Origin of the sequence: Paenibacillus sp. W2I17, from assembly GCF_030815985.1 — a bacterium.
Lineage (GTDB): Bacteria > Bacillota > Bacilli > Paenibacillales > Paenibacillaceae > Paenibacillus.
Map to the genome: position 1 here is coordinate 3,115,957 of NZ_JAUSXM010000001.1, position 22,318 is coordinate 3,138,274.

Here is a 22,318-nt window from a genome sequence, read left to right on the forward strand (position 1 = left end):
ATGGCCTCCGTTAGATGACTGCCGTTTTTCTACCATCGATATTGGTTAGACCTGGACGACCAACGGAGTAGTATTGGAAGGACGTATCTTTAATCTGATCTTCTCCGTAGATGTTTCTTCCATCAATCAGGATGGGTTGATTCATATGCGCTGCCAAATCAGTCAGATTAACCTCCATGAACTCTTTCCATTCCGTCAGAACACAGAGTGCATCAGCACCTTCCGCCGCTTTCATGGCACGCTCTTCCCACGTAATGGATGGGGAATCCACCTCTTTGCGGAAGTTCTCGGTAGCGATGGGGTCATACGCCCGAATCACTGCACCCTGCTCAAGCAAACGCTGAATGATCTCAATCGCCGGAGCATCACGAACGTCATCGGTATCCGGTTTGAAAGCAAGCCCCCAGATGGCAATCTCCTTCCCTTCGAGTGAGCCTAGTGCGTCTTCCAGTTTACGAATGACGTTGAAGCGTTGATCTTTGTTCACTTCCACCACGGACTTCAGCAGTTTGAAGTCATAATCCACATTACCTGCAATTTGAATCAGAGCCTGTGTATCCTTAGGGAAACAGGAACCTCCGTAACCAATGCCTGCCTTGAGAAAGGAGGCACCGATTCGTCTGTCATAGCCCATGCCTTCGGCAACGCGGCTGACATCTGCTCCTACTTTTTCACAGATGTTAGAAATTTCGTTGATAAATGAGATCTTGGTTGCCAGGAAAGCGTTGGATGCATATTTAATCATTTCGGCCGAGCGAATATCCGTAACAATAATCTGATCGGTTAATGGCTGATGCAGCTCTTTCAACGTGGCGACTGCCCGCTCACTATGTGTCCCAATGACTATCCGGTCAGGATAGAGCGTATCCTGGACAGCGGTACCTTCTCGCAGGAACTCCGGTACCGATGCCATGTCGAATGGATGATTCGTCAAACTGCTGATCCATTCCTGAATACGATCGTTGGTTCCGACAGGAACAGTGCTTTTAGTCATTATTATTTTATAATTATCCATATAAGAACCTATTTCTCGCGCGACAAGTTCAATAAAGCTCAGATTTGCTTCGCCATTAGGCAGGGATGGCGTACCCACCGCGATAATGATGATATCCGAACGACTGATAGCTTCCTGAATGTTGGTGGTGAAGGACAGCCTTCCTGCTTTCATATTGGCATTCATGATATCTTTCAGACCCGGTTCATAGATCGGAACATGACCGTCCGTTAACATATTCACTTTTTCCACATTGTTGTCGACACAGATCACGTTATTTCCCAGTTCCGAAAAACATACGCCCGATACCAAACCCACATACCCTGTGCCAATCACCGTAATATTCATTCCATAATCTCCCCCATGTTCTAATGTGTTGGTTACGCGTGCTTCACATATGTCTGAACAATGTCCTGCCATTCGGTAGACACTCTAACGATATCTTCCTCAATCAGCTGGCTACCGATCTGTACTTCAATGATCTCCAGTTCCGTAACGGCTCTGACGGAATGAAGCATACTCCGGTCAATGATCACCGTATCTCCTTGCCCGATCATTCGGCTCTGCCCATCCAGAATCAATTCCCCTGTTCCCGATACAACCGTCCATACCTCATTGCGAAGCAAATGGTATTGATAACTCAGGTTTTTCCCGGCACTGATGCAGATTCGTTTGGTGAGAACCTCACCGCCAGCTTCGTTTCTTGTGTAATCCAGAACCCGGTAGCAACCCCACCTACGCTCCTCATACATGGGGCGTTGATCTTCATTCTTCAAGATTTCCTTGATACGTGGGCTGGCTTCTTTGTCACTGACGAGAATGCCATCCGGACTCACGGCGACCACTACATCCGACAAGCCCAATATGGCAACCGGAATGTTCAATTCATTGACCAGGTGGGTATTCAGGGAATCTCCCGTAATCCACCCTTTTCCTACCACCGAGCTTCCCATCTCTTCCGTGAGTGTGTTCCACGTGCCTAGATCTTTCCAGAAGCCGTTATACGGAATAGCGATAATCTGATTAGCCTTCTCGACAACCTGGTAATCAAAGCTGATCTTGTTCAATCTTCCGTATTGCTTCAGCATTTCGTCATACTGGATCGGCAGTTCCATCTCAATGAGCAGATTAATCAAATAACCAAGCTTAAAAGCAAAAACCCCGCAATTCCATAATGCGGCCTGCTCAATCATGAGGACCGCATCGGATTCGCAGGGTTTCTCCTGGAACTTCGCTACATTCACGTATTCATTGTTATTTTCACTGGAAGATAGGGATTGCGGAATGATGTATCCGTACTTTTCTGACGGGTACGTCGGCACAACTCCCATCAAGGCCAGATCAGCACCAGACTTATCAAGCATCTCCGGTAAGGTTGCCAGCACTTCGAAGAATTCTTTTTCAACAAAGGGATCTACAGGCAACACTGCAATTGTCTCATTCAGACTCACACTCTCTACGGAATACAGATAGGAGGCTGCCAGCGCAATCGCAGGAAACGTATCTCTGCGCTCGGGTTCCACAACCAGTCTCACATCGTCTCCCAGCTGAGAAGTCAGAATCTCCACCTGTGGCAAACTGGTCGCAATAAGTGCCTCTGATGCAAGTCCGGCATGATTCAGCTGTCGCCATACCCGCTGTACCATGGATTCCGGATTTCCCTCTGGCCCATGAAGAACTTTAAGAAATTGCTTGGATCTGGAATCGTTGGATAACGGCCAGAGACGCTTGCCAGAACCACCGGATAACAGAATGCTTCTCATAGGGCTGCACCATCCGACAGCACAACCGTACTTGCTCCCTTGCCGGTCTCGGTTGGCTTGTTATATGTGCTGGTCTGATTGGACTCCAGTCTGCCTGCCGGATTGCTCTTGGTCCAAGCTGCATAATAATTCGAGTTCTTGCCGTATGAATTATCCAGCAGGATGTTCGGTTGATCCAGGAGACAGGCCAGAATATGTCCATGCAGACGGGATGTCGTGATGGTTCGGTATTGATTGAATTCCTTAATGGCCGTATGTACCATCCGATCAGAGTATTTGTACCACAACCAGCGGGCAAAAGAGCTACCCTTCCCTGACTTTAACCGGGACGTAATCATGCGAATGATCTTCCGGTCTACCCGGTTGTACAATGTCTCCCAGTCTTTAAACGTGGCCTTAGGTCCACTGACGGATTCGTAATGCACCTGATTCTGAGTTTTCTCAATGTCTTTCCGGAAGAAATACAACATCTCTGCGGTAGGCTTGCTCTTGGACTTAAGAGGCCACAACTGATGCGCCATATCCGGAGATAGATACACATTGGTTTGTTGAAATTCTTTACTGGCTATCTCATAAGATAAGGTATCCCGGACAAAAAAGTGTACATCCTTATGACGATTGAATACTTGGGCTGTCTTTTTCAATTCAATATCACTCTTATAAAACATCGTCTGTGGCAGAATGACAATCCGGTGATTCGGATGCTGGGCAATCATGCGCTCTCTCAATTTCTGATGGGCAGGGTACAGATCACCAAAGTTACCTCCCCCGTGCAACACAATCGTGATACCTTCCGGTACCTTGAGGGACAAAGGGCAATCCAGAATGCTGTATCTGGCACGTACATGAATATCATTGTCCCGGAAGAAAGCCTCAGTACCTTTCATAATCAACAAGTCGCCACCATTGCTATGCACCGGGTAATCCAAATAATAGATTTCGGTACGCGGTGGAATGACCTTCAAAATCTGACGTAAATGTCCCTTCAACTCTTCCATTGGATGAATATTGTTAGTGCCCAGCATCTCCATCTCCTCCTTGGGTGACTCTTCTTCTTTTTTTGTTTAACCGTTCATAGAGAAACGGTATATCTTCCTTGTCATAGAACATGGCGGCAAACTTCACCTTAAATACAATCTTCATCGCGGCGACAGTAACCACCATTCGTACAATGGATCCGATCAATAAGGCAATCGCAATTCCGTTGAGCCCCCACAGCGGGGTGAATACAAAGAACAAAGCCACCGTCACCGAGAGTGCAATGAGCTGTCTGATCATTACAAGTCCTGGCCGACCAAGTGCATTAAATGCGGATGCCAGAATCCAGGAGCCTCCACCAATGATGCATTCCACAGCCAAAATATAAAATGCAACGCTCGCTTCCAAAAATTCGGAGCCAAACAGAAGACCCATCAGGTAGTTCCCCACAAACATAGTGGGTATTACAATGATCATCATGACCATGAGCGAGATGCGGAAAGCTCTGCCGACCGTTCGAATAATCTGCTCTTGGGGTAATCCGGTCACTTTTGGAAAAACAACATTGCTAATCGCCGTCTGAACCGCATTGTAGATTCGGGATAACGCAAATACGACGGAATACAGTCCAAAATCACGCGGGGTGAGCAAAGCCAAAATAATGATTTTATCAAATTGGGTATACAGCGTTCCTAACAATTCAACACCATACACCCTGCTGCCATAACCAAAAAGTTTCTTGGCCGAACTCTGGTCCACCCGATCCTTGAACCATCTCAGTCTTAATTCATTACGGTTCGCATAGATAGCCCACGCCACCACTGAGAAGCTGGTTACAAAATAGATCGCAGCCGCGAGCTGAATGCTCAGCATGCCCAGGCCCCATAACACAAAAAGCCCGCCTACATTAAACAGGGGGATCATTAACCGGATACCATTATATACAGCGAATTTCTCCCGACTCTGCGAGAGGGCTGATATGAGATTGATGACAATAAGTACAGGAACGGTAGCAATCGTATACCATCTGGATATCTGCACGACCTCCGGCGGAAAGCTGGAGAGCCAGAAAGGCAATCCAAACCAGGCCACAATGCCAATGATGATGCACACCGGAACTTGAAAAAGAAAGCTTAACCGAACATACTGCGCACTCTTCTCGGTTGCGCTCTGTTTGATGTTATAAATGATAGAAGTTGGTAGTCCAAATCCGACCAATCCGGTTAAGAGCGCTGGCCAGAACAGGATGGCCGAGAATGCGCCCTTTCCCTCTACCCCGAACATGCGTGACGTCAAAATGGAAGACAACATCGTCAGTGTCATGACCAGCAGATTGGTTCCACTTGTCTGAAATATGGCACTCATTAAGCCGTTTCCTCTGAATACTTTGCGAAGTGCAACTTGCGCCATAGCGATCCTCATCCCTTACTGTTTTGACGAAGCGACCCAACAATCATGCCGTTTCGGTAACATACTTTGGCAAGCTGACGTGTGAACCGATCTGCATTATAAATGTAGATCAGTGAGGTTGTGATCCCCTGTGCAAGCTTGATGCCATGTTTGGCCGTACGCACAACACCACGATCCTGATCACGAATGGCATCACTCACACCTTGCCAATAGATTCGGCGCAGAAACCAGTTCTTTGTCGTTCGCTCTTTGGCTACTTTATGTTGTACCGCGCCGTACGGCGTGTAATATACCTTGAACTTTGTCCGTATTCTTGCAATCAACTCACTCTCTTCGCTGGAGAGGAGGTTGTTCCCCACTCTTCCAAGATCTTCACGGAAGGGAGCCAGTTGATCAAAGACAGATAAACGAAAAGCCACATTTGCACCAAATGGAATATAAGGACTTTTCATTTCAGTGACTTCATCTGCAAAATCCAGAATGGTGAACAGTGACCTGTTCTCCGGTGGAATCCACATTGGCTCAGGCACTTCCCAGATCGGATCAATCTTGCCTCCGACACAACCGATATTTTCATTCATCTCAAACACGCTAACGATCTGGTGAATCCAATCCCTGCAAGCAAAAGCATCATCGTCAAGGAACAGGATATACTCGCCGCGCGCCTCGTGAATGGCCCGGTTACGGGCGACAGACAAGCCTTGCTTTTCTTCCAATACATACCGGATCGAATGGTTCTCATGCTGCAAGATGGTCTGGAGCACGATTTCCCGTGTGTTGTCTTTCGAATTGTTATCAATGAGTATGATCTCATAGTCGCTGCTTGCGTAATTCTGTTGTATCGCACTTCGTATGGCCTCTACCGCATCCTGTGCACGGTTATACGTACAGATCGCGACGGTTACTTTCATCATTTCATCCCCATATTTTTCAATTAGGTCCACTCGTTCATCTGCACTAACTGGAGTACAGGGTAAGTGTCCTTTGGGCAATCACTGGCCAATCCAGCCGCTCCAACGCTTTGACAAAACCACTGCCTTCCTGAAACTCCGATTGTTTTAACCGGATCATATTCATTGCCTTGAGCAATCCATCCGGATCGGAAGGTTCATAGAGTACCGCACAATCTTCGGGCAGGTATTCCTCCAACAAGCCAATCCGTGGTGCCACCACCGGTTTACAGAAGGTTAATGCCAGAATCGCACTACCAGAAGTGGCAATTTGCTTGTATGGAAGAATGATCGAATCGACTGCATCAAAATAATCCGAATATTCATCATCTTCGATAAAATGAAAATGGGTATGGATATGTCCACTCTTGAGAAATTCATCTCCAAGGTCATAATCCTTTACCTTTTTGCCGGCAATCAACAGATGGGCTTGTTCGGAATCCAGATCCTTGAATGCCTCCAGCAAATCATCCACGCCCTTGTAAGGCGAGACCTGACCGAAGAACGCATACACATAACTATCCTCCGGGATGCCAAACCGGGAGCGGATATTCACGCCTTTTCCCTGATACACTCCCTTGTAATGTCCATGCGGAATAACCTCGATCCGGCTGGAATCAATCCCAAACGTCGAACAGATCTCAGAGATCAAGGGTTTACCCATGACAATCAGCTTGGAGCAATTTTGGACCAGTATTTTTCTCATCCAATAATCGAACCGCGTCTTGCCGCTGTTGTGAGGCCAGATGTTATGCACCGTCCAGAACAATTTGGCCCCTCGCAAGCGTGCAAAACAAATCATCAATACATACAGAATGGACTTGATCACTGTTGTCAGCACGGAAGAGCCCCTGTAATAGAAGCTGGGCCAATGAAAATGCAGCACATCATTTTTATTCAGTTTGAGTAGATCTCTTTTGGTAAACTGTTTCACTTCCCATCCCTTGTTCTCAATGGAATCGGATAACAGCTCATTGAATTTATTGTTTTCAATCATCTTGGGCAGCATATACACCGTCGGATTTTCCATCCAGGCACCTCTTACTTTAGTTTCATTCGCACAGGTTCCTCTGTATACGTTCCAACTGCGCGCCTTGCATGAAATCTCATTAGAAATCCTTGCATCATAATTTTGGTATTACGCTTGAGCAGCACCCAATCTTTCCACCAAGGATACAGCGATAATGCTTTTTTCAAATAAACGTTATTACGAAGTGTATTTCTCGACCATTCGAGCATTCGATAATGGTGTAACTGACGGCGCTTCTGTTCCTTGGACATATCATTGTAGTATTTCAAAATAATCTTGCGTTGGCCCTTGTACTTGGCCGTTGTAGAGGTTGAAATTCGTGGACCACTATGGATGTTAATATCCACCAGCGGTTCTTTTACATTCACGGCGATGTAGCCTCGTTTCAATATACGCAGATAAAAGTCATAATCCTGAGCGGATGTCAGATTTTCATCGAATCGAACTTCACGGGCCAGTGAGGTAAGTACCATGATTTTGGACGTTTCCCCAATCCAGTTGAATGTAAGCAGATCCTCATACCGAATAACATCGCGAGGTTCCACCGACAATTTCCGTTTGACGACCTGATGCTGCTCATTCGTGTATGCGAGATACTTGCTGCAAAAGGTGAATGATTCCTGTGTTCGTTCCAGCACTTCCGCCTGGGTTTTTATTTTGTCAGGCATCCATTCATCATCATCGTCCAGGAAGGCAATGTACTTGCCATTGGCTTGGGATATCCCTACATTCCGTGCATGGTTGGCTCCTTTGGGATATGGAACCCGGATGTACCGAATCCGTGAATCTTCCCGGGCCCAAGCCTGACAGATCTCTGGCGTCTGATCTTCTGATCCATCATCCACAATGAAAATCTCCAGATACGGATGTGTTTGCTCACGTACACTTCTCAACGCATTTCTCAATAACTCGGCCCGGTTATGGGTCGTAATGATGCAAGATACCAAGGGGTTCATTTCATCACCTTTTCCTGTTCACTAGGATACCTTCACTTGAAGTGCATCATATATTCCTGACAATCGGCCTACGAGAAGATTCATATCGAACTTATCCGATATAATCGCTCTGTTATGTGAACCCATTCTTGCTCTAATCTCTTCATCCCTGATGAGATATTCCAGCGCTGATGTCAGCCCGTGCACATCTCCCGGCTCGATTAACAGCCCATTATGACCGGATGTGATCACTTCGGGGATGCCTCCGACGGTGGTCGATATAATGGGCAAGCCACAATTCATTGCTTCAAGTATGGCCATAGGTAATCCCTCATGATAAGAAGGCAGGACCAGTAGATCCGCTTCCCGCATCAGCTTTTCCTTTTGCTCTCCGTTAATCCAGCCGAGTACATTGACACGATCCTCTATTCCATACTGCTGCACGATTGCTTTGACTTCTTCGACTTCACCATCCCCTGCCAGATTAAAGGTAGCTGTAACGCCTAGCGCCTTCAATTGCTGAATGGACTGAAGCAGATCGTAGACTCCTTTTCGCTCACCGAGTCTGCCCATGAAGAGAGCATTAACGGCTGCTTGTTGTTCTCTCACAAACGGTTCTTTGACAAAGACCCCGTTATATAGAACCTCAATCGCTGTCTCCGGCACAATCGTGACAAAGTATTCTTTCCACGTCTGGGACAAGACAATCAACTTATCTGCCTGATTCAGAATGTAGTGACAATACTTGCGCTGCAGAGCAAATTGATTGTAGAAATCATCAAAGCTGGCCGCATGAATATGCAGAATGACTGACTTTCGAAACAACTTTCGTGCGGTTAGCAGAAATAGAGACTTCCGATAAAAGCTCCCATTGTTTGCCATATGAATATGCACGATATCCGGCTTGAACGTGTACAGCTTCATCCAGAATTGCATGAATCCCCTTATAAAAATAAGCAGCCGTGAGAACACGCTGCCCGTGATATACGTTTCGACCCGCTGCATGGCATACATTTCCGAGATGGAGGAATCCTCAATGTTTTTGATGACACTCACAATTCCGCCCATATCCTTCAAGGATGATCCAACAACCAATACTTTTGGTTTCATGATAGACTCCTTTTTTTCATGGTTAATCTTCATACCTCTTACAGACTATTCACGTAATTTTTAATGGATGAGATCAAATCAGACTGTTTTCTCACATAGGGCTGGAACGTCAGCTCCTCTATGCAAGGAACCAAATTTTGCAATTCAGCCCGACTCTCCGCGACGGCCACATAGCCGTTTTCCTGAAAAACCTTGGAGATCTCAAGCTGATGGTCATCCACATGCTCGCCCCATTCTTTCCGGCGTGGAATGACAATAACCGGCTTGCCACGTTCAAGACAATTTGTGATGGAGCCCACACCCGCATGAGAAATAATGCATCTGCTGCGCTCCACATATTCATTCATCTCTTCCTGCGTGAGGAAAGGAATCACAGTGAAATTTCGCGGCTGATACTCGGTATATCCGGATTGGGCGACAACCTCTTCTTCAATAATTCCCGCCTCAATCGCCTCATCAATAAGCTCAAACATCCGATTGAAGGGAAAGCGCTGCGTTCCAACGATAGCAAATATCAAAATAAAGCCCCCCTGTACTTCGCATTGGGATAGCTATCCTGCAACGTTTCCCATTGGATGAAGAACTCATCCGAGATTTTGTACATCAATCTCCCGGTTGCGCTGGAGGAATAGATTTTGGCATAACTTTCGATATAAATCAGCTTGGCACCGAAGATTTTACCGATGAGGCAAAAAGGATAGGTAGCTCCTGCCCCTGTTGTAATGATCACCTTTGGGCGCTCACGCAGATATAGAAAGAATGATTTTATAATATTAGCCACAAAGATTAGCAAGAACATCGCATTTTTCCGCTCTTGCTGCATCAAGAAGTATACTTTTCCCTGTGCCGAATCTACTTTTCTGCTTTTATTTTTCTCGGTAATCAGGAAATAATCATGTTCTTCAACCGCAGGAATAATTTTGGTTAATTCATCAAAATGACCGCCTGTAGAACTGATCAAACAGACCTTCATGTTCTAATCTCCTTTGAAAAGGATACGTCCTTGGCTCGCTGTATCTGTATATCCACTTCTGCTTCAGCCCCTGACTTGGATTGAACTCCATTTCCCGTAGCATATAACGCGTTCAGGAAGATACAGAATGGAGCAATCAGATGAACCGTGGACAGGGTATTGTCAAAAAAGGAATAGGTCAGGAAACCGATAATCATACCGGCAAAATACAACCGGATCATGCCGCCCAATCGGAAGTAAACAGCCCGAAACACCAGCAGCAGCGATAGAAACAACAGGATGGCTCCAACTAACCCGCCATCGTAATAAAAACGAATGTATTCATTATGCGGAACGACGAATCCAGAAAAAATACTTCCATCATTCGCTACAAGAGTTGAGCCGAGTCCACGTCCAAATATCGGATACTCATTTGCTTTGCCAATAAAATAATTCCATGCTACATCCCTTCCCGACAAGCCTTTGCTCTCTGACCTCATCTCATAATTGTCCCACTGCGCAATCACCATATAGGCCACAGCGACAACAAACAGAATGAGAGGAATAATGGCACTGACTCTGCCTTTGATGAAGGCTTTCAGTTGATCAAAAAGATAGACCAGAATAATCGGAATAAGCGCAATAAGCGGCCCCCTCGTTCCCGTCTGGACCAAAATAACCAGATGTGTCAAGGTAAGCATGTAATACAGAACAACCTGATGGCCTTGCTTGATCTGAATCAGACAGACGCAGATGGAGATAAAACACAACATGGCCAGATGCGCGGCGATGTTAGCTCCCTGTAACCGGGTTACACCCGACATCTCCAGGTTAGTAATGGACAATATGCCGGCGAGTTGCAGAATATAACCACCAGCAAGACTGAACAGCGGCAACCATGCGAGTACACGTATAATTCGTTGACTGATCTCTCTTGAAAAATGGGGCATCAGCAACAAAAAAGGAACAATGACTCCCAGAAAGGCCTTGAATGGATCGAGCGGACTAACCTTACTGGGCAGATCAGATAGAAAATAACTCTCCACAAATAAAAAACCAATCGCCAGTGCAGGATATATCAGATCTTTGCGAATACCAAAGCGTAAAAAAAGAGAGACGACAAAACCCAGAATCGCCAGCTTGTAGAAGGACAGCGAATCCAGTCCTGCCAGATGAATGCTAAATATTTTATCAATGGACAATGAAAAACTTACGATGAGAATCATAAAAATCCAGCTGGGCTGTTTAATATAAACGCCCAGCAGAATCACAGCTATGAGTGCAACAACCGAGACTAGCGGAAGATAGATTGCTGCGAAGACAATTACCAGCGAAAAAAGAATGATATTAAACGACTTCATATTCAATGCAGCAAGTATACCGGTCTTTTGCATATCTGCTATGCCACCTCAAAGCCAGAATCGTGTTTCAAAACGCATCCTTCGAACCTACCAGCACCTTGAACGTTCTGAAGATAATTTTGATATCCACCATCATGCTGCGCTCACGGGCATACGTCAGATCCAGCTCTACCATTTCTTCAAAACCAACACTATTTCGACCGCTGACTTGCCATAATCCCGTACATCCCGGAATCATCTGAAGACGTTGTCTGTCATAGGAAGTGTAGTTCTTCACTTCTCTGGGCAGAGCCGGTCTGGGTCCAACGAGACTCATCTCTCCTCTGAACACGTTCCACAACTGTGGCAGCTCATCCAGACTGGTTTTCCGAATGAACTTGCCAATCCGGGTAATCCGGGGATCATTTTTCATTTTGAACATATTCCCGTTCACTTCATTCTGATCAATCAGCTGTTCCAGCAGATCTTCTGCATTCGCAACCATGGACCTGAATTTGTACATATGAAACTCTTTTCCATTCTGTCCGACCCGTACCTGACGAAAAAAAACAGACCCCTGCGGGGCCTCGATTTTGATCAGTAATCCGATGACCGCAAACAAGGGGCACAAAATGATCAAACCTATGAAAGAACCCAGCAAATCGAGCATTCTTTTCATAAATAGATACACTTTATCCGCATTTTGTCCTGACATCGTTGATGCATTGTACCCCAGACTTGGGTCCATAACGATCTCCGCTTCCTTCGTTTGGGGAGATGGACTCATTCAAACTCCCCCCCGGCTACATGTTCTACCGACTCTTTTTCCAGAATCTGTTGCAGAGCTTGCAGCATTGGAATTCTAAGTTCCTGTTTTTGCAGAGCGAAGTCGATGGTTGTCAAAATGAATCCCAGTTTCTCGCCCACGTCATAACGTACTCCCTCGAAATCGTAAGCATACACTCCTTGTGTCTCATTTAAGCGCTGAATCGCATCTGTTAATTGAATCTCTCCCCCTTGACCAATCTCTTGTTGCTCCAGATGTTCGAAAATCTCTGGACTCAGTACGTATCTCCCCATAATCGCCAGGTTGGAAGGCGCTGTGCCTTGGGCAGGTTTCTCTACGAATCTGAGAACCTCTGTCAAACGGCCATCCGATTGAAGCGGGTCCACAATGCCGTATCTGTCTGTTTGTTCAGCAAGTACGGTTTGTACGCCAACAATGGAATGTTGAACCTGATCATATTGATCAATCAATTGTTTGGTGCATGGCACTTCCGATACGACGATGTCATCTCCGAGCAACACGGCAAAAGGTTCGTCACCGATAAAGTTACGTGCACACCAGACAGCATGACCAAGTCCTTTGGCCTCTTTTTGTCTTATGTAGTGGATATCCACGTTAGAGGATTTGCGAACCTCTTCAAGCAGGCCCAGCTTCCCTTTTTCCAGCAAGTTATGTTCCAGTTCAAAAGCGTTGTCGAAATGATCTTCAATTGCCCGCTTCCCTTTACCAGTTACAATGATGATGTCTTCGATTCCAGAGGCAATGGCTTCCTCAACGATATACTGTATAGTTGGTTTGTCCACAATAGGGAGCATTTCTTTGGGCATCGCTTTTGTGGCTGGCAAAAATCGTGTACCTAGTCCAGCTGCAGGAATGATTGCTTTTCTCACTTTTTTCATAAATACCACCCTATCCTCTTTTTTTTTAGTTTGATAAAAGTTGAACCAGGGCATCTAACCCGTCCTCACGTCATACCTTCGACGATTAACGTCTAAGGTTCATTGAACCCACAGCATGACCGAGTGCCTACAGTGATAAAGGTGCAGTAGACATTACCTGTTTACTTGGGAGCATTGGATGGAAGGTTTACTTCTCTCCGTAGCCCACCGGAACTGCAACGTTTTTGATATTGTTCAGGATTGCGCCCAGGATTCGTGCATTCACATGCTCCAGAGCAGCCTTGGTTTTCTTCACCAGTTCCTTCTTGACCTTGCCCGAGTTCACGACCAGCAGCACACCATCACACAGCGAACTCACAATGAGTGCATCCGTTACCGCGAGCACCGGCGGTGTATCAAACATGATGACATCATATTGATCCTCTAACTTCTCAATCAGCCTTTTCATCCGGTTGGAACCGATCATCTCGGAAGGGTTCGGCGGAATTGGGCCAGAAGTGAACAATTGGAGATTGTCGATATAACTCTCTCTAAGCACGTCTTCCACACTGTACTGATTAGACAGCACACTACTAAGACCGATATGATTCGGTACGGAAAACACCTGGTGCAAGGAAGGATTACGCAGATCCGCATCGATCAGCAGAACTTTTTTGCCTTCCTGGGCATAGGTTACCGCCAGGTTGCTAATGGTTGTGGTCTTGCCTTCGCCGGATTCGGCGGAAGCCACCATGATTTTTTTGATATGACTGTCGATTGAGGAGAACTGGATGTTCGTCCGTAATTTACGGTATCCCTCCGAGATTTGAGATTTGGAGTTAAAATAGGTCACCAGACTGTTATTTTCATTGGTTAGCCGCGACATATTTGCCATCCCCCACTTTCTGTTGAGATACGTAATTTTTCGTATTTTTCAGATCATCTTTTTTCATTTTGGATATCACTGTAAGCACAGGCAGGCCCAGCTCTTTTTCAAGTTCAGCTTCGGATTTGAATGTGTCATCCAGATAATCCAGCAGGAATACGAGTGCAATCGCGAGTACAAGACCTGCGAACAGACTGACAATGATGCTTAATGTGGTTTTCATATTGATTGGAGATGCGTTACTATCCACTTTTGCTTCACTGAGGATGGCCACATTATCGATTTTCATGATTAGGGGGATTTGAGATTGGAACACGTTGGAGATGGCATTGACCGTTTTTGCGGCTTTTTCGTAGGTAGTCCCTTGTACAGTTATGCTCATCACTTGGGATTCGCTGGCTGTAGAGACGGAGGTGCTATTCATGAGCTGAGCAGAGGTTAAGCCTAGGTCCGGATACGTGGTAGCGACTTTATCCATAATGGCGGAAGATTTAATAATTTCTCTGTAAGAGTTAATGAGTTTGATATTGGTTTGAATCATGCTGAAGTCCATCATCGCCTGGCCTTGAACGTTAGAGGTCTGGTTCACGATCAGTTTGGAACTTGCTTCATAGATGGGCTGGGTGAAGAAAATGCTTTTAACCCCTGCACCCACACCGGCTATCAAAGCAATTGCAACAATCAACCACAGTTTCTTTTGTAAGAGTCGAAAATATCCTTTCAGTTCCACTTTCATTCCTCCTATACGTTGTGATCTATCCTATGTAACTACCAGATGGACAGTAGCCATTTGCGAGGTTTCCAGCGTTCTGTGACCAGGCACGAATTCGATAGAATGTGCGACGCATTCTCTGCCAGCCTTTTAACGGCTTCAGCTCCAAATCGACGCTCGATGGCCCGCTCTCCTTCACTTATGGCAAATGTCCTTTTGCACGTATCATGTGCATCTGATGAAATGAAATGAAACCCGTTTTCTTTGCAAAAATGAAAACACCACTGCCGAACTTTCCGTCCGAAAAGCCCAGTGAAAGATTGAGCTGTGAGCTGACATAGTCCGCCTTGACTCAAGTAATCAGCCAACAACCTTGGCTTCTTCAAAATGACACGATTACGTTCCGGATGAGCAATAATAGGGGTAATTCCCGCTATTCGTAATTCATGCAGTATCCTGGGGAACTGTGAGGGAATATGACCAAAGGGCAGTTCCAGCAACATGTAACGACTTCCGGCGAGTGTGCAGCACTTTCCTGCATATAAGTCTCCAATCAGGTTGTCATGCACCCTGATCTCCTGTCCGGGACGGATCTCCAGGCGAATGTTACGTTTGCGAAGTTCTGCATGAAGCAGGTTCACGGCCTGATTGACCACCATCGGTTCATTGTTGTATTGCCCGTTCAGGTGATGCGGAGTAGCAATAATGGAGGTAATTCCTGAGGCTGCCGCCTTCTCAGCCATTGCAACGGACTGCTCCATTCGAACAGGACCATCATCTAGGCCGGATAATATGTGGCAGTGCATTTCAACCATATCCAAACTTCCTGAAATAGTATGAGCCCCCTCGCCCCTTTATTCATTGCGCAAATGCTTTTGGTGTTAAAGAACTAATGCATAACGCTATGAAATATAGTAAAATGGCGTTAAGTACATGTTTTGTTCAGAAATTGTTAAGAATCGACTTGGAATTATATGGTGAAATCAATGTAATGATAGGGTTCCTGCAGAGCCTTTTGTTCTGTTGCCTTTTCATACTGAAAACGGGAAACCGCGGGAAATTGAACTTCAGTAAGCATTGTGTTTAACTGTCCAGTTATATATAGTTTCTGTTCGTGCTGAATATGCAAGTTTGAATGATACATTGTGAGCTCTCCGAAGGGCTGTTTCCATTGCAACCTTGCGTGAAGTCGTACACATACATGTTGATCTTCAACATCCAAACCAATGAGCATTTCTGATGATACCGGCAAGTTCAGGTCGCTCAGGAAGGTGATTGCTTGAGTGTCCATTCCAAGTAACAGAACAGGGCGTCTTTTGCGGTCTACCATTTTCCCATGAAACTCCTGAATGTACATATGGACATTTAATTTCATATCAGCCCATTCCTGAATTATTGAATACATGATTTCATTCCTTTAGAATGGATTAGCCTACATGGACTGCCTCCACTTCCTTCTCACAGGTATATGGTCCAGGCAACAAGGAGATACTTAAAATATTCCAAATGATACATTTTGTAACTCCATACGTCCAATTTACGATACAATACGTATCATGTCAAGCGGTATTTGGACATGGTTCTTTTGATTTACGACAATTTGAGATGTCCTTAGACAGACCTATTTACAAATGGAAATGGGTTAGAGGAAACATATGAGGAGTTACTCTTTTGCAGGAAAGCTGCCCTGATCAAACACTTGGCTCAGGATTGTTTCAATATATATTTGATGTCGTTCAGGGGGAAATAGCTTATGAGCTACGGAAATCGCATTGCTGAATTACGGGAACAGCGGGGACTTACTCAAGAAGAACTTGCGAGCTCCATTCATATTACCAGAGCTGCTCTCTCCCACTACGAGAAGAACCGTCGTAAACCGGATTTCGAAGTGTTAACGAGACTTGCTGACATCTTTGAGGTGTCTATTGATTATCTTATAGGACGTACAAAGCAAAGCGATGTTGTGATGGATGAAGATGTACGTGAATTCGTTGATACCTTGGAGTTATCGGATAAGGAAGTGTTGGAACGCTTCGATCTGATGATTGATGGGAAGTCCTTAACAGAAGAAGAGGCACGTCGTTTTATTGCGTTTGTCCGAATGGAACGCAGTATGGACTAAACCCGAAAAGAGGACCCAGTTCCCGAGAGATAACTCTCTGGCTTCTGGGCTTTTTTTGTGTCTTAATTCCCTTCCATTCCATGCTTGTCTATTGTGTCAAGGACGCTTGTTGTTGACGGAGGATACGAAATGGTTCCAACGCTCCGGGTCGATTCCGCATTGCAGTAAAACCTTCATGATGTCCATCTGGGTTGCTTCGACTTGTTTACCTGTCGGCCTACGATCGTCCCTGTTTGGATGCTTCATATTCATTCCGCTAACCTCTCTTATCTTTATACTTTCCCTGCCCTCCAAAACTAGCCTTATTATACTTGAGAAAGTTCCTCGATGTTGTCGTCTCATGGCGATAACGTTTTTTGAAGGGGTTCTAATTTTGTCGAAAGCAAAATAGGAGCAATATGGTGCCGGAATGGCAACCATATTGCTCCTATTATTCTTAATACAACCTGTTCATGCACTTATACCTTTGAACAAGGAAGTTATTAACCTCCAGCACGTGCAAGTTCACGCATATTCGCTTCAAACGCTGCAAGCAGCGCTGCTTCTCCAGTCAAACCTGTTGCCTGAATCCGTTCGATCTGTTCTGTCATACGTTTGAAGTCCTTCGGAATAACCCGAACGAACTGATTCAGCGCATCTTGCCAGTTATCCAGAACGCGCTGACCAACAGCACTTCCTGTATTGGCAACATGACGTTGAATCATGCCTCGCAGATCTGCACTTTCGGCCACATCTTCGATACGCTCCAAAAGAACCATTTCCAGATTACAACGTTTCAGGAATGTGCCTTCCGGATCATACACATAGGCAATACCTCCGGACATCCCTGCTGCAAAGTTACGACCTGTATCGCCCAGTACAACGACACGTCCACCTGTCATATACTCACAACCATGGTCGCCTACACCTTCAACGACTACTTTGGCGCCCGAGTTACGTACAGCAAATCGCTCACCCGCAATACCACGGATATACGCTTCGCCGCTTGTTGCTCCGTAGAGAGCCGTGTTACCGATAATGATGTTATCTTCCGCCTCAAACGTTGCTTTCGGAGAAGGCATCACGATCAGTTTACCTCCGGACAGTCCTTTACCTACGTAGTCATTGGAATCCCCTTCAACGGTCAAGGTCATACCTTTAGGTACAAAGGCCCCAAAGCTTTGTCCGGCAGAGCCGACAAATTTGAATTTAACCGTATCTTCAGGCAATCCTGCGAGTCCATATTTGCGTGTGATCTCACTACCCAAAATGGTACCTACTGCACGGTTAACGTTTGTAATTGGAAGCACCGCTTCAACCGGTTGACCGGATTCAATAGCAGACTGTGCCAGTGGCAGCAATTGTTGCATATCCAGCGTTTCTTCCAATTGGTGATTCTGATGCTGTGTGCGGTAACGTGCAGAGCCTTCCGGCATTTCAGGCACATGCAGCAATACAGACAGATCCACACCTTTTTTCTTCCAGTGATCTACGGCTTCTACCGTTTCGAGGCAATCTGTACGTCCGACCATCTCCTGAATAGTACGGAAACCAAGATCAGCCATGATCTCACGCACATCTTCAGCAACAAATCGCATGAAGTTAACCACATGAGCTGGATCACCCATATAATTTTTACGCAATTCCGGATTCTGTGTCGCTACACCAACCGGACAAGTATCCATTTGACAGACACGCATCATGATACAGCCAAGTGCAACGAGCGGTGCTGTAGAGAAACCATATTCTTCTGCTCCAAGCAAGGCTGCAATCGCCAAGTCACGACCGTTAAGCATTTTGCCGTCTGTTTCGAGGACAACACGGTCACGCAGATTGTTCAGCATCAACGTTTGATGTGTCTCTGCAAGACCTAGTTCCCAAGGCATACCTGCGTGGCGAATCGAACCTTGCGGTGATGCACCTGTACCACCGTCATAACCGCTGACGAGGATAATATCGGCACGGCCTTTGGCTACACCAGCTGCGATGGTACCCACGCCCACTTCCGATACCAGCTTCACGTTAATCTCAGCACGCGGATTGGCATTTTTCAAGTCATAGATCAACTCTGCCAGATCTTCGATCGAGTAGATATCGTGATGCGGTGGTGGCGAGATCAGACCTACACCTGGTGTTGAACCACGGACTTCAGCAACCCAAGGATACACTTTGCGTCCTGGCAGCTGTCCGCCTTCACCTGGTTTAGCTCCCTGAGCCATTTTAATCTGAATCTCATCGGCATTAACCAAGTAGTTGGATGTAACACCAAAACGTCCGGATGCTACCTGTTTAATCGCACTGCGACGGGAATCCCCGTTGCTATCTTTAATGAAGCGAGCCGGATCTTCTCCACCTTCACCGGTATTGGATTTACCTCCAACACGGTTCATAGCAATGGCAAGATCTTCATGCGCCTCTTTACTGATCGAACCAAAGGACATTGCACCTGTTTTGAAACGACGCATAATATCTTCTACGGATTCAACTTCTTCGAGTGGAATGGAATCTCCAACTGGTTTCAGTTTCAGCATGGAGCGAATGGTCAACAGTTGATCATTCTCACCTTGTACAAGTTTGGAATATTTTTTATACAGCTTGTAATCCCCAGTGCGTACCGCATGTTGCAGGGTATGAATGGTTTGCGGATTAAACAGATGCTCTTCTCCGTCGTTACGCCATTGATAATCCCCACCGGAATCCAATACTTTATCGTTACCGTCTTTTTCCGTAAAGGCACGGTTATGATGTGTCAGCGCTTCGGCTGCCACTTCTTCCAACCCAATTCCACCGATACGGGAAGGTGTCCAGGTAAAGTAACGGTCAACGAAGTCTGATTTCAGACCTACCGCTTCGAAGATTTGAGCTCCACGATACGATTGAATCGTAGAAATCCCCATTTTGGACAACACTTTAGTAACGCCTTTGGTAGCAGCTTTAATGTAGTTTTTCACTGCTTTCTCATGCGAGATACCACGCAGCAACCCTTGCTGGATCATGTCATCCAGCGTTTCAAAGGCCAGATAAGGGTTCACCGCACTTACACCGTAACCCAGCAGCAACGCGTAGTGGTGAATATCACGCGGCTCTGCCGATTCAAGCATAATGCTGACTTTTGTTCTGGTTCCCTGGCGAATCAGATGGTGATGCAGACCTGCTACAGCAAGCAATGCAGGAATGGCAGCATTCTCTGCGTCCACACCGCGGTCAGACAGGATCAGAATGTTATGACCTTTGTCGATGACACGATCTGCAGCTTCGAAGAGCAAATCCATCGCTTTGCGAAGTCCTTCTGCTCCTTCCGCAGCGGTGAAGAAGATTGGAATCGTCATGGAGCGGAAGCCTGGGCGACGCACATGGCGAATCTTCGCAAAGTCTTCATTGGACAATACCGGTGTATCCAGACGGATCTGGCGACAACTCTCCGGTTCCGGATTCAGCAAGTTGCGCTCAGGACCGATGGTTGTTGCCGTAGACGTTACAATCTCTTCACGGATTGCATCGATTGGCGGGTTGGTTACCTGGGCGAACATCTGTTTAAAGTAGTTGTACAGACGCTGCGGACGATCCGACAGAACAGCCAGCGGTGCATCATAACCCATCGAACCCGTAGCTTCCATACCGGTTGTTGCCATGGGCTCCAGGATTTTACGCAGTTCTTCAAATGTATAACCATATGCCAGTTGAAGCTGGGTCACGTTATCATGTTTTGGATCAGGAAGTTCCGGTGCTTCCGGCAACTCGCTCAGATCCATCAAATGCTCATCAAGCCAATCCTGATACGGATTCTCGGCTGCAATGATTGCTTTTACTTCCTCATCCGCGATAATGCGGCCTTCTTGTGTATCCACAAGCAACATCCGACCTGGACGCAGACGATCTTTGTACAGGATCTCTTCCGGCGCGATATCAAGTACCCCAACTTCGGAGGACAGGATAATACGGTCATCCTTGGTTACATAATAACGAGCTGGACGCAAACCGTTACGGTCAAGTGTTGCACCAATTTGCAAACCATCTGTAAAGGCCATTGCTGCTGGTCCATCCCAAGGCTCCATCATCGTGCTGTGATACTCATAAAATGCTTTTTTGGCAGGGTCCATTCCCTCATCCGTGCTCCAAGGTTCAGGAACCATCATCATGGCCACGTGTGGCAGAGAACGGCCGCTCAGATACAGGAACTCCAGCGTGTTATCAAACATGGCTGTATCCGAGCCGTCCGGATTGATGACCGGTTTTACTTTCGCGATGTCGTTACCAAACAACTCGCTCTCGAACAAGGACTGTCTAGCATGCATCCAGTTCACGTTACCACGCATCGTGTTGATCTCACCGTTGTGGATCATGAAGCGATACGGGTGGGCACGTTCCCAGCTTGGGAAGGTGTTTGTACTGAAACGGGAATGCACGAGTGCAATAGCCGATTCAACAAGGTCTTGCTGCAGATCCAGATAGAACTCTCCCACCTGTTCCGTTGTCAGCATGCCTTTATATACAATTTTGCGACAAGACAAGCTTGGTAGGTAGAATGAACCGCCTTCTGCTTCATCTGCCGAATAACGAATAGCCAGCTCAGCGCGTCTGCGAATAACATACAGCTTACGCTCGAATCCAAGCTCATCCTTCACATCTGCTGATCTTCCAATGAACACCTGACGTACATAAGGTTTCGCTGCAAGTGCAGAACGGCCAAGCATTTCATCAAAAGTAGGAACATCCCGGAAACCCAGGAACGTCTGTCCTTCTTCTTCAATAATCTTCTTAAGGCTCTCTTCATGTGCACTACGAATGGCAGGGTCTTGGGAAAGGAACAACATCCCTACGCCATAGAAGCCCTGTTCAGGCAATGCAAAACCAAGACGTTCCGCTTCCTGTGCAAAATAGCGATGTGGAATCTGAATCAGGATACCTGCTCCGTCACCGGAATTCGGCTCACTTCCCTGTCCTCCACGGTGCTCCATGTTACTAAGCATGGTCAGTGCCTGACTAACGATATCGTGTGAAGGTACTCCTTTGATATTGGCAACAAAACCCATTCCGCATGCGTCTTTTTCGAACTGCGGGTCATACAGACCCTGTTTTGGAGGTAATCCGATGTGTCTCATGGAACGCAACCTTTCTATAATGAAGTATTTCGGAAAGATCAAGAACATAGGCAACAGGCAACAATGAAACGGGAGGAGCTGGCCTTTCGCTTGCGATAGAGCCTGCTAGATAGAAGAGGTGACAGCATGAGACTGTCAAAAATAATGCCTGCTATTGGGCAGAAGCCATTGTAATGAGATGAGCTGATCCGGACGATCCGGCAAACAGCCTGTATAAATCAACACGCAGCCGCTGGCACGGCTACTGAAATGGAGCGACGTTTTTTTGATATAGTTCTATTATTTTAACACCGACCTAACATCAGCGCAATTTAAACTTTTTAATACCTCTGATAAGAAATGTTTTGCAGTACAGCTTTACAGTAGTGACGTTTAAATTCATCTCTTTTT

Annotated in this window: 20 protein-coding genes; 1 reads left to right on the forward strand and 19 read right to left on the reverse strand. The window is 46.2% G+C overall.

What is annotated here, in order from left to right; translation table 11 throughout:
- Positions 1-10: 10 nt before the first annotated feature.
- The 17 genes from QF041_RS13925 to QF041_RS14005 all read right to left on the reverse strand — a co-directional run bounded on the left by QF041_RS13925 (position 11) and on the right by QF041_RS14005 (position 16,100).
- A complete protein-coding gene (locus QF041_RS13925; protein WP_307414601.1) occupies positions 11-1,342 on the reverse strand; it encodes a UDP-glucose dehydrogenase family protein in 1,332 nt (443 codons plus the stop codon).
- A gap of 32 nt (positions 1,343-1,374) precedes the next feature.
- Complete coding sequence (locus QF041_RS13930; protein ID WP_105597661.1) at positions 1,375-2,757, reverse strand: sugar phosphate nucleotidyltransferase; 1,383 nt, start codon at positions 2,755-2,757, stop codon at positions 1,375-1,377.
- Complete coding sequence (locus QF041_RS13935) at positions 2,754-3,782, reverse strand: polysaccharide pyruvyl transferase family protein (RefSeq protein ID WP_036611316.1); 1,029 nt, start codon at positions 3,780-3,782, stop codon at positions 2,754-2,756. The genes QF041_RS13930 and QF041_RS13935 overlap by 4 nt, the downstream gene beginning before the upstream one ends.
- Positions 3,769-5,145 (reverse strand): lipopolysaccharide biosynthesis protein, encoded by a 1,377-nt coding sequence (locus QF041_RS13940; protein WP_307414602.1) that lies wholly within the window; start codon positions 5,143-5,145, stop codon positions 3,769-3,771. Before QF041_RS13940 ends, QF041_RS13935 begins: the two co-directional genes overlap by 14 nt.
- 8 nt (positions 5,146-5,153) lie before the next feature.
- A complete protein-coding gene (locus QF041_RS13945) occupies positions 5,154-6,059 on the reverse strand; it encodes a glycosyltransferase (RefSeq protein WP_307414603.1) in 906 nt (301 codons plus the stop codon).
- A 43-nt stretch (positions 6,060-6,102) separates the two neighbouring features.
- A complete protein-coding gene (locus tag QF041_RS13950; RefSeq protein ID WP_307414604.1) occupies positions 6,103-7,125 on the reverse strand; it encodes a glycosyltransferase in 1,023 nt (340 codons plus the stop codon).
- A gap of 11 nt (positions 7,126-7,136) precedes the next feature.
- Positions 7,137-8,081, reverse strand: coding sequence for a glycosyltransferase family 2 protein (locus QF041_RS13955; RefSeq protein WP_307414605.1), 945 nt, complete (start codon positions 8,079-8,081; stop codon positions 7,137-7,139).
- Positions 8,082-8,102: 21 nt separating this feature from the next.
- On the reverse strand, positions 8,103-9,170 hold the full coding sequence (locus QF041_RS13960) for a glycosyltransferase family 4 protein (RefSeq protein ID WP_307414606.1): 1,068 nt from the start codon (positions 9,168-9,170) through the stop codon (positions 8,103-8,105).
- 38 nt (positions 9,171-9,208) lie between these two features.
- Positions 9,209-9,688, reverse strand: coding sequence for a PssE/Cps14G family polysaccharide biosynthesis glycosyltransferase (pssE, locus tag QF041_RS13965; protein WP_307414607.1), 480 nt, complete (start codon positions 9,686-9,688; stop codon positions 9,209-9,211).
- A complete protein-coding gene (gene pssD / locus QF041_RS13970) occupies positions 9,685-10,143 on the reverse strand; it encodes a PssD/Cps14F family polysaccharide biosynthesis glycosyltransferase (protein ID WP_036611329.1) in 459 nt (152 codons plus the stop codon). Before pssD ends, pssE begins: the two co-directional genes overlap by 4 nt.
- Positions 10,140-11,516, reverse strand: a complete 1,377-nt coding sequence (locus QF041_RS13975) for an O-antigen ligase family protein (RefSeq protein WP_307414608.1) — start codon at positions 11,514-11,516, stop codon at positions 10,140-10,142. The genes pssD and QF041_RS13975 overlap by 4 nt, the downstream gene beginning before the upstream one ends.
- 34 nt (positions 11,517-11,550) lie before the next feature.
- Entirely contained in the window at positions 11,551-12,249 is a 699-nt protein-coding gene (locus tag QF041_RS13980; protein WP_036668903.1) for a sugar transferase, read from the reverse strand.
- Positions 12,246-13,148 (reverse strand): UTP--glucose-1-phosphate uridylyltransferase GalU, encoded by a 903-nt coding sequence (gene galU, locus QF041_RS13985; protein WP_036611572.1) that lies wholly within the window; start codon positions 13,146-13,148, stop codon positions 12,246-12,248. The genes QF041_RS13980 and galU overlap by 4 nt, the downstream gene beginning before the upstream one ends.
- 187 nt (positions 13,149-13,335) lie before the next feature.
- Positions 13,336-14,013: a CpsD/CapB family tyrosine-protein kinase gene (locus QF041_RS13990; RefSeq protein ID WP_091033856.1), complete on the reverse strand. Its 678-nt coding sequence runs from the start codon at positions 14,011-14,013 to the stop codon at positions 13,336-13,338.
- On the reverse strand, positions 13,994-14,743 hold the full coding sequence (locus tag QF041_RS13995) for a YveK family protein (RefSeq protein ID WP_047841966.1): 750 nt from the start codon (positions 14,741-14,743) through the stop codon (positions 13,994-13,996). The genes QF041_RS13990 and QF041_RS13995 overlap by 20 nt, the downstream gene beginning before the upstream one ends.
- 38 nt (positions 14,744-14,781) lie before the next feature.
- Entirely contained in the window at positions 14,782-15,540 is a 759-nt protein-coding gene (locus QF041_RS14000) for a tyrosine-protein phosphatase (RefSeq protein WP_105597655.1), read from the reverse strand.
- A 155-nt stretch (positions 15,541-15,695) separates the two neighbouring features.
- Positions 15,696-16,100, reverse strand: coding sequence for a hypothetical protein (locus QF041_RS14005; RefSeq protein WP_127551237.1), 405 nt, complete (start codon positions 16,098-16,100; stop codon positions 15,696-15,698).
- 378 nt (positions 16,101-16,478) lie between these two features.
- On the opposite strand from QF041_RS14005, the gene QF041_RS14010 reads away from it, so the two are divergent.
- Positions 16,479-16,847, forward strand: coding sequence for a helix-turn-helix domain-containing protein (locus tag QF041_RS14010; RefSeq protein WP_017690127.1), 369 nt, complete (start codon positions 16,479-16,481; stop codon positions 16,845-16,847).
- A gap of 96 nt (positions 16,848-16,943) precedes the next feature.
- Here QF041_RS14010 and QF041_RS14015 read toward each other — a convergent pair whose 3' ends face one another.
- Both QF041_RS14015 and gltB read right to left on the reverse strand, forming a co-directional pair.
- Entirely contained in the window at positions 16,944-17,099 is a 156-nt protein-coding gene (locus QF041_RS14015; RefSeq protein WP_017690128.1) for a hypothetical protein, read from the reverse strand.
- 230 nt (positions 17,100-17,329) lie between these two features.
- Positions 17,330-21,928: a glutamate synthase large subunit gene (gene gltB / locus QF041_RS14020; protein ID WP_307414609.1), complete on the reverse strand. Its 4,599-nt coding sequence runs from the start codon at positions 21,926-21,928 to the stop codon at positions 17,330-17,332.
- Between the last annotated feature and the right edge of the window lie 390 nt (positions 21,929-22,318).

Bases quoted from the DNA above. Each gene is read 5' to 3' on its own strand.
- QF041_RS13930 (WP_105597661.1), bottom strand. From the start codon at position 2,757: ATGAGAAGCATTCTGTTATCCGGTGGTTCTGGCAAGCGTCTCTGGCCG.
- QF041_RS14015 (WP_017690128.1), bottom strand. From the start codon at position 17,099: ATGAATATGAAGCATCCAAACAGGGACGATCGTAGGCCGACAGGTAAA.
- QF041_RS14010 (WP_017690127.1), top strand. From the start codon at position 16,479: ATGAGCTACGGAAATCGCATTGCTGAATTACGGGAACAGCGGGGACTT.
- pssD (WP_036611329.1), bottom strand. From the start codon at position 10,143: ATGAAGGTCTGTTTGATCAGTTCTACAGGCGGTCATTTTGATGAATTA.
- QF041_RS13945 (WP_307414603.1), bottom strand. From the start codon at position 6,059: ATGATGAAAGTAACCGTCGCGATCTGTACGTATAACCGTGCACAGGAT.
- QF041_RS13925 (WP_307414601.1), bottom strand. From the start codon at position 1,342: ATGAATATTACGGTGATTGGCACAGGGTATGTGGGTTTGGTATCGGGC.
- QF041_RS13955 (WP_307414605.1), bottom strand. From the start codon at position 8,081: ATGAACCCCTTGGTATCTTGCATCATTACGACCCATAACCGGGCCGAG.
- QF041_RS13960 (WP_307414606.1), bottom strand. From the start codon at position 9,170: ATGAAACCAAAAGTATTGGTTGTTGGATCATCCTTGAAGGATATGGGC.
- QF041_RS13935 (WP_036611316.1), bottom strand. From the start codon at position 3,782: ATGCTGGGCACTAACAATATTCATCCAATGGAAGAGTTGAAGGGACAT.
- QF041_RS14000 (WP_105597655.1), bottom strand. From the start codon at position 15,540: ATGGTTGAAATGCACTGCCACATATTATCCGGCCTAGATGATGGTCCT.
- QF041_RS13975 (WP_307414608.1), bottom strand. From the start codon at position 11,516: ATGCAAAAGACCGGTATACTTGCTGCATTGAATATGAAGTCGTTTAAT.
- QF041_RS13940 (WP_307414602.1), bottom strand. From the start codon at position 5,145: ATGGCGCAAGTTGCACTTCGCAAAGTATTCAGAGGAAACGGCTTAATG.
- QF041_RS13990 (WP_091033856.1), bottom strand. From the start codon at position 14,013: ATGTCGCGGCTAACCAATGAAAATAACAGTCTGGTGACCTATTTTAAC.
- QF041_RS13950 (WP_307414604.1), bottom strand. From the start codon at position 7,125: ATGGAAAATCCGACGGTGTATATGCTGCCCAAGATGATTGAAAACAAT.
- galU (WP_036611572.1), bottom strand. From the start codon at position 13,148: ATGAAAAAAGTGAGAAAAGCAATCATTCCTGCAGCTGGACTAGGTACA.
- gltB (WP_307414609.1), bottom strand. From the start codon at position 21,928: ATGAGACACATCGGATTACCTCCAAAACAGGGTCTGTATGACCCGCAG.
- QF041_RS13980 (WP_036668903.1), bottom strand. From the start codon at position 12,249: ATGAGTCCATCTCCCCAAACGAAGGAAGCGGAGATCGTTATGGACCCA.
- QF041_RS14005 (WP_127551237.1), bottom strand. From the start codon at position 16,100: ATGAAATTAAATGTCCATATGTACATTCAGGAGTTTCATGGGAAAATG.